Raw genomic sequence first — 11,227 nt, forward strand, 5'->3', positions numbered from 1 at the left:
ATTTTCTTATGGACCTCCGGGCCTTAGGTTTCTCTGCGTTCCGCGGGGAGTCCCCCGGGGAGCAGACCGGAGGAGGTCCATGGAAGCCGTCAACCAGAGCATGTCCAGCGAGTCCCCTGAGCTCGAGGTCTCGGTGCCGAGGGCATCGGGCGAGGTGGTGGAGGCGCGGGTGCGTGAGCACCTGGAGCTGGTGCAGCGGTTGGCGTGGAAGTACCGGTGGACGGGTCTGCCGCTGGAGGAGCTGGTGGGGGAGGGGAACGTGGGGTTGATGGAGGCGGCGGGGCGGTTCGAGGACCGGGGCATCCCCTTCGCGGTGTACGCGAACCAGTGGATTCGGGCGCGGATCCGCGCGTACGTGGGGCGCAACTGGAGCATGGCGGGCGGGCGGGCGCCGTGGGTGGTGTTCCAGCTGCGGCGCGAGCGTTCGCGGCTGGAGGCCCGGTGGGGGGAGGGGCACCCGGAGGTGGCGAGGCGGCTGGCGGAGGCGCTGGGCAAGCGCGAGGAGGACGTGGCGCGGGCGGCGGAGTCGCTGGGGCGGGACGTGTCGCTGGACGCGCCGGTGACGCCGGACGGTGAGGTGACGCGGCTGGAGGGCCTGGAGTCGGAGTGGGAGACGCAGGAGCAGGTGGTGGAGCGGGCGGAGTGGGCCATGAAGCTGCGGGAGAGCGTGGAGGAGGCCTGGCCGGAGCTGGACGCGCGGGAGCGGGCGCTGGTGGAGGAGCGGATGCTGGTGGACGAGGGAGCGAGCGCGGAGCTGCTGGCCCGCCGCTTCGGGGTGACGGCGGTGCGCATCCGGCAGATCGAACAGGCGCTGCGGGCGAAGCTGCGCCGCAGGCTCACGGCGAGTCTCACGCCCTGGGACGGCGAGGCGATGTCCCTGGCGGCCTGAGAGCAGAGCGAGCGGGCCCGTCAAAATGGATGTTGACGGGTGAGGGATGGGCTCGCTATGAGGGCGCTGTTTCTCGCGGCGACCCACACGCCCAGATAGCTCAGTTGGTAGAGCAGGGGACTGAAAATCCCCGTGTCGCTGGTTCGATTCCGGCTCTGGGCACTTCCCGCAACTTCCAAGGCCTCTGGACGCAAGTCCGGGGGCCTTTGACGTTTCTGGCTCAGTCCAGAAGCCGGCGCTCCCAGCGGCGCAGCTCGTCCTCGGTGAGGCTCGAATCGAGAAGGTACTTCTCGTGGAAGAGCCAGGGCTCCAGGACGCGGGCCAGCTCCTGGACTACGCTACGGGTAGTATGAGCGAGTACCAATACTATGAGTTCCAGGCTGTCGACAGGCCGCTCACCTCGAAGGAGCAGGCCGAGCTGCGTGCGCTGTCCACCCGCGCGGAGATCTCCGCCACCCGCTTCACCAACGTCTACCACTACGGGGACTTCAAGGGTTCACCGCACCAGATGATGGAGCGGTACTTCGACGCTCACGTCTACACGGCCAACTGGGGCACCCGCGTCTTCATGCTCCGGTTGCCGCGCAAGCTCTTCGACCCCAAGCTCGCGGCGCCCTACCTCACCGATGAACAGGGGCTCTCTCTCCAGACCACGCGGGAGCACGTCATCCTGACCTTCGCTGTCCAGGATGAAGCCGGCGAGTGGGACGACATGGAGGCGCCGGGGCTCGCGGAGTTGCTGCCCGTGCGCTCGGACCTGCTTGCGGGCGACCTGCGCTGTCTCTATCTCGGCTGGCTCCGCGCGGTCGCGGCCGGCCATCTGGATGACAAGGAGGTCGAGCCTCCCGTACCTCCCGGAATGAAGTCACTGTCCGGCGCTCTGGATTCCCTCGCCCGCTTCCTCGACATCGACCTGGACCTGCTCCAGGTGGCGCTCGCAGCCAGCCCGGAGGCGCCTGCCCGACTGTCCCCTTCGCGTGAAGTGCTCGCCGCCTGGGTCAAGGCCCTGCCCCTCCGGGAGAAGGACGCCCTGCTCGTGCGCCTCATGGAGGGGCAGGACTCCCTCCTCGGCGCGGAGCTGCTTCAGCGCTTCCGGAAGGAACGGGCACCCGCACCTCGAGCCCCCACCTCCCCGCGCACCGTGGGCGGGCTGCGCGAGGCCGCTCGGGTCCTGCACGAGAGGCAGGTGAAGCGCGTGATGCAGATGCAGGCGCGCGAGCAGGCCCGGCGCGAGCGTGAGCTGGCGGAGGTGCGCGAGAAGGCGCTCCGGGCGCTCGCCGCGCGTGAGTCCGCCGCCTGGAACGAGGTGGATGCTCATTTCGCTACCCGGAAGCCCGGTGGCTACGACGTGGGCATCCAGCTCCTCAAGGACCTGGGAGAGGTGGCCCGACGCCAGGGAAGGGCGGCGGAGTTCTCGGCACGAGTCCGTATCCTCCGGGAACTGAACGCCCGCAGACCCGCGCTCCTCGCGCGCCTGGAGGGCGTCGAGGAGGGATAGCCATGCCCCCGTCGGGCAACGGACTCCACCTCGGATACCTCGTGGCGGACCGGAGCGGCTCCTGATACGCAGCGTTCGTCGGAGGGATGGAACGAGATGGACGCGAATGCCGTGGCGGAGCTGGAGAAGGCGGGCGTGAAGGTGGACCAGCCGGACCGCCTGTACGTGGCCGTGGAGTGGCAGGACGGGAAGCACGTGATTCCCGTGGGCGAGCGCGCCCAGGTGCGTGCTGGCGAGCAGCTCGCGCACGTGACGCTCCAGCCCATCTCCAAGCTGTGGACTGGCAACAGGCAGCCCCCCAGCTTCGCCAAGGCCCCGCCCCCCGAGTACGAGCCCTTCTTCATGCTCATCGAGGCCACGGCCGCGGGCTACTGCCGCGCCACCCGGAACACGGAGACGGACCAGGAGTTCGAGCGGCTCTACCGCCACCTCCTGCGCCGCCCCGACGGCACCGACCGCAACCCGCTCTTCTCCCATCTGCAGGGCGCCGTGCGCCTCTATATGTCCCTGCGCGACGTCAGCCAGGCGGAGTTCGAGGCCGTCGTCGAGCGCCTCCACCAGTCCGCTCGGCACTTCTCCACGCACACGGGCAGCATCAACTACTTCCAGGAAGTGCTCCGCGGCGTACTCGGAGCCTGAGCACACCCCGGACGTCCCCACGTCGGTGTCCCGCCGCTCCCCTGCCTGCTCGTGGGACGCGGGGCCGTGCACGTCGCGGATGCCGCCCGGTGGACATGAAGCACGGTGACGCGGAGTTTGAGGAGGTGACCCACTGGTAGGGCTCGCTTCCTCATGACCCGGCAAGTAGCTTCCGCGTCTCACATGCTCGACTCATCCCTCGCGTCCTCTTCCGCCCTCCGGCAGTGGCTGACCGATGGCCTGCTGCGCGACGAAGGGGGCCACGACCTCTACGAGCAGGGCAGGGACCTGCTCGCCCGCAAGCGCGTCCTGTCGGTGCGGACGGCGGGGGAGTCGGTCGAGGGCGTCGTCGCGGCCGGCAGCCGGGGCCCGTATCTCGTCCGCCTCTCCGCCACGGGCGTGGGGAACGTCTTCGACTGCCAGTGCCCCGACTTCGAGGCGCTCTTCTTCTGCAGGCACATCGTCGCCGTGGGTCTCGCCTGGCTGCACCTGACGCAGGACACCCCGGGCCACCCGCCTGCCGCCTCCGAGGCCGCCCGTCCCAGCACCTCTGGAGCGCTGCGTGCCTGGATGGACGCCCACCACGTCGCGCACGCGGGCCTGGCCCGCATCGGGGTGCTGCGGCCGCACCTGTCCGCCTCCCTCCAGCGGCACCACATCTTCCACTACCTGCCGCAGAGCTCCGTCTTCTCCCTCCTGACGTCCGACGAGGGCAGCCGCTACCTGCGAGCCGGTGACGGTGATGCGCTCAAGGACGCGGCGTGGGCATGGTTGCTCGCGGAGGCAGAGCGGGTGCGCCGGGGGCTGGAGCAGGAGGCGGCCGCGGCGCCTCGTGGGCCTCCCACGGATGCGCGGCTGGCGCCCCTGGTGGACGCGCTCCAGCGGGAGCGCGAGCGCGTGCGGGCCCATGCGCCCCCTCGCGCGCTGGAGGTCAGGGCCGAGGTGTATCTCCAGGAGCGGCCGTTGCGCCTGCTCATCTCGGAGTCGGTGGGAGCTGGCCAACCGCCCGGCGTGCACGGGGACGCCTTCACGGGCGTCCGTCTGGAGCCGCGCATGCTGCTCGAAGGCAGGCCGGCGCTGGTCTGCCCCTGTCCCCAGGGCTTCCCGCACGACACCGGGGCGCAGTGCGTGCACGCGCTCACCGCGCTGGACGCGGTGCTGGACGCGCTCAGCCGGGAGAAGGCCGGAGGGTTCAACGCGCGGCTGGCCGAGCTGCTCTTCGTCGTCCCCGGCCAGGAAATCCTCGCCGCCCTGGAGAAGGCGTCGCTCGCCTCCCGCGCCCGCGAGGCCCCGGCGCCCGTTCCGCACGTCACCTTTCGCCTCGAGGGCGCCCTCACCGGAGGCCCTCCCACCGTGCGGGCCTACGTGCACCGGATGACGAAGAAGGGCGGGCTCTCCAAGGGCACCCAGGTGGGATGGAGGGACAAGGACGACGTCCACGCCGCGCTCACCCGGCCGGATGAGCGGGAGGCGCTCACCCTGATGGACGCGGGCTCCGCGCTGTCGTCCTCGGGCGTCGGCTCCTCGCGCGGGGGGAACTGGCCGCTGCTCCTGCAGGTGCTGCGCGCGCTCGCGCACAGCCCCCGCCTGCGCCTCGCGGAGCGCCCCGATGTGCCGCTGCGCGTGCGCGAGGCGCCCCTCGGCTTCACCTTCGAGGAGGAGGACGGAGGCGCGCTGCGCGTGCGGCCCTCCGTCGATGGGGCCGGACTCCGGCCGGAGGACCTGTACGCGCCACCCCTGGAGCTCCACGCCGCGCAGCCGTGGCTCTTCGTGGAGCCCGAGGTGCCGCGCGTCACCCTGGTGGCCGTGCCTCCCGAGGCGCGCGCGCTGCTCGCCACGCTGCGGGAGTACGGCTCGCGGCTGCCGGCCTCCGCGCACCGCCCGCTGCTGGCGAGCCTGGGCGGACTGGAGGCCGGCTTCCCGCTGTCCCTGCCCGAGTCCCTGGAGGCCGCCGAGGTGGAGCCCTCGCGCGGCCTGCTCGTCCGCCTGCGGGCGGTGGGAGAGGAGGCCCTGGATGGCCTGGTGCTTGTCCGGCCGCTGCCGGAAGCCCCGCCGCAGCCTCTGGGTGAGGGCGCTCCGGTGGTGCGCGGCCACCGGGGCCGCCAGCGCGTCAGGGTCCGCCGCGAGCTGGAGGCCGAGCGCGCCGAGGCCGCCGCGCTGCTCGAGCGACTGGGCCTGCCCGCCGACGCGCACCGCTTCATCCGAGAGGACGTGGCCTCCTCGCTTGCGCTGCTGGAGGCGCTGGAGCCGCTCGCCGGCCCCGGGGTGACGGTGGAGTGGGAGGAGCAGCCCTGGAAGGTGTCGCACTGGGCGGACATGTCTCGCCTGAAGGTCCGGGTGGAGCGGGGGCGGGACTGGTTCGGCGTGGAGGGCGGGGCGGAGGTGGACGGGGAGCGCGTGGAGCTGGCGGTGCTGCTGGAGGCCCTGCGCCGGGGTCACCGCTACGCGCGGCTGGGGCCGGGCCGGTGGATGCGCCTCACCGAGGAGCTGCGGGAGCGGCTCGCCCCGCTGGCGGACCTGGCGCACCCCACGCGCCACGGGCTGGAGGTGAGCGCGGCGGCGGCACCCGCGCTGGACGCGCTGGCGGAGGCGGGAGCGCGCGTGCAGGCCCCGCCCGACTGGCGCCGGCTGGCCACCCGCGTCCGCGAGGCGCAGGCGCGGAAGGTGCCCGTGCCCCGGACGCTGAAGGCCGAGCTGCGCGACTACCAGCGCGAGGGCTTCACGTGGATGGCCCGGCTGGCCGGCTGGGGCGCGGGCGCGTGCCTCGCGGACGACATGGGGCTGGGCAAGACGCTCCAGGCCCTGGCCCTGCTGCTGCACCGCGCGGAGGAGGGGCCCGCGCTGGTGGTGGCCCCCACCTCCGTGGGCTTCAACTGGGTCCGCGAGGCGGAGCGCTTCGCGCCCTCGCTGCGTGTGCACTCCTACCGAGAGGCGGAGCGCGAGGCGCTGCTGGAGGCACTGGGGCCCGGTGATGTGCTGGTCGTCAGCTACGGGCTGCTCGTGCGCGACGCGGAGCGCTTCGCCGGCGTGGCCTTCGCGACGCTCATCGTGGACGAGGCCCAGGCGGTGAAGAACCCGGACACCGCGCGCGCCCGGGCGGTGCGAGCCGTGAAGGCCGAGGCCCGCGTGGCCCTCACCGGCACGCCCGTGGAGAACAGCCTGTCGGAGCTGTGGAGCCTCTACGCGCTGCTCTTCCCCGGACTGCTCGGCAGCCGCGAGTCCTTCCGCGAGCGCTTCGCCGTCCCGATTGAACGCGAGCGGAGCGCGCACGCCCGCGCGTCGCTGGCCCGCGTGGTGCGGCCCTTCCTGTTGCGCCGCACCAAGGCCCAGGTGGCGCGCGAGCTGCCCGCGCGAATCGAAACGGTGGTGCCCGTCTCCCTGTCCGAGGGAGAGCGCCGTCTCTACGACGACGTGCGCCTGGCGGCGCTGGCCCGGCTGGGAGAGAAGCCGGGGCCGGAGGAGCGCTTCGCGATGCTGGCCGCCCTCACCCGGCTGCGGCTGGCCGCGTGCCACCCGCGGCTGGTGGACGGGGACTCGCCGCTGCCGTCCTCGAAGCTGGAGCGGCTGCTGGAGCTGGTGGACACGGTGCGCGCCGCGGGTGGCAAGGCGCTCGTCTTCAGTCAGTTCGTCAAGCACCTGGCGCTGGTGCGGCAGGCGCTGGAGGCGCGAGGCGTGTCCATGCAGTACCTGGACGGGCAGACGCCGCCGGCGGAGCGGCAGGCGCGGGTGGAGGCCTTCCAGCGCGGGGAGGGGGAGCTGTTCCTCATCTCGCTCAAGGCGGGCGGCACCGGCCTCAACCTCACCGCGGCCGACCACGTCATCCACCTGGACCCGTGGTGGAACCCGGCCGTGGAGGACCAGGCCACGGACCGGGCGCACCGGATTGGGCAGACGAAGCCTGTCACGGTGTCGCGGCTGGTGTCAGAGGGGACGCTGGAGGAGGCCATCCTCGCCCTGCACGCGGAGAAGCGAGAGCTGGCCGACAGCCTGCTGTCGGAGGCGGACGGCGCGGCGGCACTTTCACCCGAGCAACTGCTGTCCCTGCTGCGGTTCGGTGGGGAGGGGTGAGGCGGCGCTTCAGTCGAGCAGGCGGCGCTCCCAGCGGCGCAGCCCGTCCGCGGTGAGGGTGGAGTCGATGAGGTACTTCTCGTGGAAGAGCCAGGGCTCCAGGACGCGCGCCAGCTCGCGGTAGGCGGGTGGCATGCGCCCGTCCTCACCTGCCTCCGGCTCGGGGCCGACGGTGACGACGACGCGCTCGCCTTCCATCTCCTGCACGGTGATGTCGGGTGACTGGAGGCGGGAGCGGAGGCCGGAGGCACCGCCGAGCTCGCCCAGCACGGGCTGGCCGAGGAAGGTGAGCCACGAGGGTGTGCGGACCTTCGCGCCCAGATGCAGCGCGAGCCTGCCGAGCCTGGGGGCATCCATGCCCGGGTGGAGGAAGAGCCACTTGCGCAGCTCGGGCCTGGCGTAGAGCAGGTCGTAGTCGGTGTTGAAGGCGAGCCCCGCGTGGCCGGAGCAGAAGGGGAGGGGGGCGGCCAGCTCCAGCGCCAGCTCGCGCACGTGGCCGGGCCCGTGCTCCTCCAGGTACTCGGTGGGCAGCCAGAAGCTGACGGCGCACACCGTCGTCGGCTCGTCCGTGGGGGGGCCAATGAGAGCGCCGTAGGAGCCGTAGTAGTCGAGGCGAAATCGATTCTCCCCGCTGGTGATGTCCTTCAGCTTGATGATGGCGCTCATGCCGTCGAGTACCTCCCCGCGAAGGTGCTCCCACGCCGCATCGTCGAGGTCATCCCACTCGTATCCCTCAGAGGAGTACCTGCTGAGGACGTCATTGCCCAGCACACGTCGGTAGCGGTCGATGGAGCGCAGGAGCGCGGGAGCCACCTCTCGACGCGGATGGCGCATGTAGAGGTTGATGCACAGGGCGTCGCGCGCGATGGGCACCCCGTTGGGCTTCCGGAGACGAATCCGCGGAGGAGGCTTGTTCATTGCTCGACTCCTATCCTGGGAGCGACACGCAGGGGTGGCACTCTCAATGCTGCTTCATAGAGCTGCCCTTGATCGAACTCTTGGTTCGGATGCCCAACCGAATACGAGTCCCACTCAGGCATGCCATCCAGATGGGAGCAGGGGAACTTGAAGTCGTAGACCGCCTGGATTTGAAAGGGACTCCCTGCATGGATGACGACATCCGGGGCGAGCGTCCCCCACAGCTCTCCCGCATTGCCGGACTCCCGTAGCGCCGCGACATCATCCTCGGGAATGTGCGTCGTCCTTCCGGACTTCGAGTCGTAACGGTAGTGCGGCTCCAGGCTGAAGCCTCCGGGCCGCAGCCTGCCCAGCCGCGCCTTCACGCACTTGAAGGCCTCCTGGTGCATCTCCAGGCCGAGCTGCGTGGCCCGGCGGACGCGCCTGCCCGTCGCGTCCCTCACCTGCTGGTTGCACTCTTCCCTCGTGGGGCTCGGAGCCGCGAAGTCCTGGCGATGGCGGAGCAGGACCTCGGAGCGCGCCAGGTCGGCGCACTCGACCAGTATCGCTTCGATGAGGCCCCTGGCGGGGTCCTCCAGCGCGCGCACGACCACGTAGCCCGTGGTCGCCGCCGCGGCCAGGGTGGGGCTCGCCGTCTCCCCGCCGGCGAGCGCCGCGCAGTTGGCGGGGTTCTGCCGGCAGGAGTTGGACACCGTGTCGAAGCGGTAGGGCTCGGCGCGTCGGGAGGGCGAGCCCGCACAGGCACCGAGGAGCAGGCATGCCATGAGCATCCACGCAGGGCGGAAGCAAGGTGACGGGCTGTCGCCCGGAGCAAGGGCATGCGCTGCTTCATGGGGGAGTGCCATGTATCTTCGGGCCATCTTGCGGCTTCAACCGGTGAGTCGCTACTGGCCGGAGCCCAGCGCACTCCACGTGCTGTGTCCGAGGGACGTTGGAGGAGGCCATTCTCTCCCTGCACGCGGAGAAGCGCGAGCTGGCCGACAGCCTGCTGTCCGAGGCCGATGGCGCTGCGGCCCTGTCGCCGTAGCAGCTGCTGGCACTGCTGCGGTTTGGCGGGGAGGGGTGGGGCGGCGCTACGGCGCGTTGTCGCCGCCTGCCTTCCCGTCATCCAGTTCATCGAGGTCGAGGGGCGTCAGCGGTTCATCGGGGCGGTGCACCGAGACGAACCGCAGGGACTCCTTGTCCAGCTCCGCCTTGACCCGCTCGTGGATGATGAGGGTAGACGCGCTCTCGAGCAGCCGGAACAGGAGGAGTCCCCGCCCGGCCTCTTCGTTGATGATCAGCTTGTCGAACGAGACGATGTCGCGGCCGATGCCCGTCGGGTCGAAGACCACCGACTTCTCCGGGTCCGCGGCCTTGACGCGGCCGAGAATCTGGACGGCCTGGTAGCCGGGATGCGCAGGTTCCGCTGCGCGTCCACCAGCACCGCCGGGTAGGTGTCGATGTTGTCCACCCCCGCCCGCCGAAGCGCCGCGACGAGCCGCTCGCACATGAGGGGAATCGTATGGTCGAACAGGTCCGACAGCCGCGTCCCGTAGCTGTCGTCCAGTTTGACTTCGATGGGGTCGGGCAGCGGGGGGGAATGGGCAGGCCCGTGAGCCAGCCGACCTTGTCTCCGAGGCTGGGCTGCCAGACGTCGTAGAGGCCTTCGAGAACTGGGGTTGAGCGGAGTCGGTAGTACATGGGGTCTTCCCGCGACGTGACAGGTCGCTCGTTGTCAGTCAGCCCGTCTTCACGCGCTTGTCCGCCTCTGCATCCTCGGGGGCCAGTCGCTTCTTCTGCGCGCGGAGCTTCGCGCGCTTGTGGGCTTGATTCCCCGGAACGAGGTGGTGCGGCTCCGAGGAGAACTCCCCATGGACCAAGTGCTGGTACGTCTTTCGAGGTTCTTTCTCCGCCTTCAGGCTGGCCTCGGGCTTCTAGGCGCAGGTCTCTTTGCCGAGCACGGAGGTCCCTCCCTTGGCTTTGGCTTGCTTATGGTGGGGCGCTAGTACCCGATGATGGAAATCGTGGCCGCCGTCTCTTTTTTGAAGATTAGGGCCTCTTGTGGCCGTTCCACGACAATCCGGTAGCTGCCCGCAGGAAGCACATCGCTTTCCCCCATCTGCAGGACCGACTTCTTGGACAGGGCCTGCTTGTACTCATATTGGCCGCCGAAGAGGCTTCCGTGTGCCTCGTTGTACTTCGCCCACTGGCTCTCGGTCATCAGCATGACATTGACGGGCTTGGGGTTTGCTGAGACCTTCACCTCGACGCGCCTGTCCGACGGAATGCGAAATCCGTACCCCATCGCCTGTCCCTCTTTCAGTGAGATGGTTTCAGAAACGATAGTCTGTGGCCCCGTTACTGCGCCAGCGAGGCTAGAGCCCGTCTTCATCTTGAAAAAGACGAAGATCAGCCCGAGAAGAATGCTCCAGAGGACGACACGCGAGGCGGTGATCCCTTGCTTCTTCTTCGGTGGGATCATGGCTTGAGCTTGGGCCTGACCAACCATATTTGTCGAAGCGGCCGTTGTCGGCGTCGGCTGCGGTCTTTCGGCAGGGCCGGCAGCAACCGAAGTAGACGTCGCTGGTACAGGAGCACCGCAGCTCGGACATGAGGCGGCCTTGTCGGAAATTTGCTTGCCGCATTCGCTGCACGAAATCAGTGCCATGCTTGGTTCTCTTTCTTGGGGGCTGCCGCCTACGTCCTGCTTGTGAGTGGAACCGGCAGGCGGAACGACATCCAAAGCAGGCATTCTGAGCTGCGAGCAGCCTTCGTCAATATTGCTAGATGATTGCGGCCTGCTGGGTGGTTGCGGAACCACATGAGGGTCTCGGGGGACCTGTCCTGAGGTGGATTTGACCTGATGTTTAACAAATATGTATGCTTGTCGGGTCTTGTTGAGGGATTCGTGAGGACGTATGAGGGACAATGACAATCTTGTTGAGCTTTGTGTCGAATCCGCAGGACGTGTGGCGATCGCTTCTTGAATTCAACGAGGGGATTCGCGAAGATACGAGCTTGGCTCGGCAGCTGCTGCGGCAGACTTCGTATTGGGTATATGAGCCTTCGAAGCAGCTATTCGGTCCCTCCAAGTTCGTAGGGTTTGTCGACATGGATTTCCGCAGGTACCGGCAATGTCGGCAAGGAGAGTTCTCTGGCTACTTCGATGGGCACGATACCCGAAACGCTATTGCTGCTGCCCTTGGGGTCAGTTTCTCACCAAGCCTTGAGCT

The 11,227-nt window shown here is 69.4% G+C and carries 9 protein-coding genes and 1 tRNA gene; 5 read left to right on the forward strand and 5 right to left on the reverse strand.

Translation table 11 applies throughout. The features are described 5' to 3' along the window. Positions 1 to 79 precede the first annotated feature (79 nt). The 5 genes from G4D86_RS04255 (at position 80) to G4D86_RS04275 (ending at position 7,094) form a co-directional block, all read left to right on the forward strand. Positions 80 to 889 carry a sigma-70 family RNA polymerase sigma factor gene (locus tag G4D86_RS04255; RefSeq protein WP_163989651.1) on the forward strand — a complete coding sequence of 270 codons (810 nt, stop codon included), beginning with the start codon at positions 80 to 82 and terminating at the stop codon, positions 887 to 889. An 89-nt stretch (positions 890 to 978) separates the two neighbouring features. After that, a tRNA-Phe gene (locus G4D86_RS04260) sits at positions 979 to 1,051 on the forward strand. A 187-nt stretch (positions 1,052 to 1,238) separates the two neighbouring features. Further along, positions 1,239 to 2,387, forward strand: a complete 1,149-nt coding sequence (locus G4D86_RS04265) for a hypothetical protein (protein ID WP_163989653.1) — start codon at positions 1,239 to 1,241, stop codon at positions 2,385 to 2,387. Between the two features lie 96 nt (positions 2,388 to 2,483). After that, positions 2,484 to 3,026 carry a hypothetical protein gene (locus tag G4D86_RS04270; RefSeq protein ID WP_163989654.1) on the forward strand — a complete coding sequence of 181 codons (543 nt, stop codon included), beginning with the start codon at positions 2,484 to 2,486 and terminating at the stop codon, positions 3,024 to 3,026. A gap of 183 nt (positions 3,027 to 3,209) precedes the next feature. Beyond that, the gene (locus G4D86_RS04275; protein ID WP_163989656.1) at positions 3,210 to 7,094 is read left to right on the forward strand and encodes a DEAD/DEAH box helicase; all 3,885 of its coding nucleotides are present in this window, start codon (positions 3,210 to 3,212) and stop codon (positions 7,092 to 7,094) included. Positions 7,095 to 7,103: 9 nt separating this feature from the next. Here the strand turns inward: G4D86_RS04275 and G4D86_RS04280 are convergent, their stop codons facing one another. The 5 genes from G4D86_RS04280 to G4D86_RS04300 form a co-directional block, all read right to left on the reverse strand. Then, positions 7,104 to 8,012, reverse strand: coding sequence for a type VI immunity family protein (locus tag G4D86_RS04280; protein WP_240360033.1), 909 nt, complete (start codon positions 8,010 to 8,012; stop codon positions 7,104 to 7,106). Further along, positions 8,009 to 8,776: a hypothetical protein gene (locus G4D86_RS04285; protein WP_163989658.1), complete on the reverse strand. Its 768-nt coding sequence runs from the start codon at positions 8,774 to 8,776 to the stop codon at positions 8,009 to 8,011. The genes G4D86_RS04280 and G4D86_RS04285 overlap by 4 nt, the downstream gene beginning before the upstream one ends. 309 nt (positions 8,777 to 9,085) lie before the next feature. Next, on the reverse strand, positions 9,086 to 9,346 hold the full coding sequence (locus tag G4D86_RS04290; RefSeq protein ID WP_163989660.1) for a hypothetical protein: 261 nt from the start codon (positions 9,344 to 9,346) through the stop codon (positions 9,086 to 9,088). A gap of 387 nt (positions 9,347 to 9,733) precedes the next feature. Further along, positions 9,734 to 9,874 (reverse strand): hypothetical protein, encoded by a 141-nt coding sequence (locus G4D86_RS04295; protein ID WP_163989662.1) that lies wholly within the window; start codon positions 9,872 to 9,874, stop codon positions 9,734 to 9,736. A gap of 122 nt (positions 9,875 to 9,996) precedes the next feature. Then, positions 9,997 to 10,662 carry a zinc-ribbon domain-containing protein gene (locus tag G4D86_RS04300; protein ID WP_163989665.1) on the reverse strand — a complete coding sequence of 222 codons (666 nt, stop codon included), beginning with the start codon at positions 10,660 to 10,662 and terminating at the stop codon, positions 9,997 to 9,999. Positions 10,663 to 11,227: the final 565 nt, after the last annotated feature.

Source organism: Pyxidicoccus caerfyrddinensis, assembly GCF_010894405.1.
In the GTDB taxonomy this organism is placed as follows: domain Bacteria; phylum Myxococcota; class Myxococcia; order Myxococcales; family Myxococcaceae; genus Myxococcus; species Myxococcus caerfyrddinensis.

What these genes read in the sequence shown, in the direction of transcription:
- G4D86_RS04270 (WP_163989654.1), top strand. Translation starts at nt 2,484, where the DNA reads ATGGACGCGAATGCCGTGGCGGAGCTGGAGAAGGCGGGCGTGAAGGTG.
- G4D86_RS04255 (WP_163989651.1), top strand. Translation starts at nt 80, where the DNA reads ATGGAAGCCGTCAACCAGAGCATGTCCAGCGAGTCCCCTGAGCTCGAG.
- G4D86_RS04285 (WP_163989658.1), bottom strand. Translation starts at nt 8,776, where the DNA reads ATGGCATGCCTGCTCCTCGGTGCCTGTGCGGGCTCGCCCTCCCGACGC.
- G4D86_RS04275 (WP_163989656.1), top strand. Translation starts at nt 3,210, where the DNA reads ATGCTCGACTCATCCCTCGCGTCCTCTTCCGCCCTCCGGCAGTGGCTG.
- G4D86_RS04265 (WP_163989653.1), top strand. Translation starts at nt 1,239, where the DNA reads ATGAGCGAGTACCAATACTATGAGTTCCAGGCTGTCGACAGGCCGCTC.
- G4D86_RS04280 (WP_240360033.1), bottom strand. Translation starts at nt 8,012, where the DNA reads ATGAACAAGCCTCCTCCGCGGATTCGTCTCCGGAAGCCCAACGGGGTG.
- G4D86_RS04300 (WP_163989665.1), bottom strand. Translation starts at nt 10,662, where the DNA reads ATGGCACTGATTTCGTGCAGCGAATGCGGCAAGCAAATTTCCGACAAG.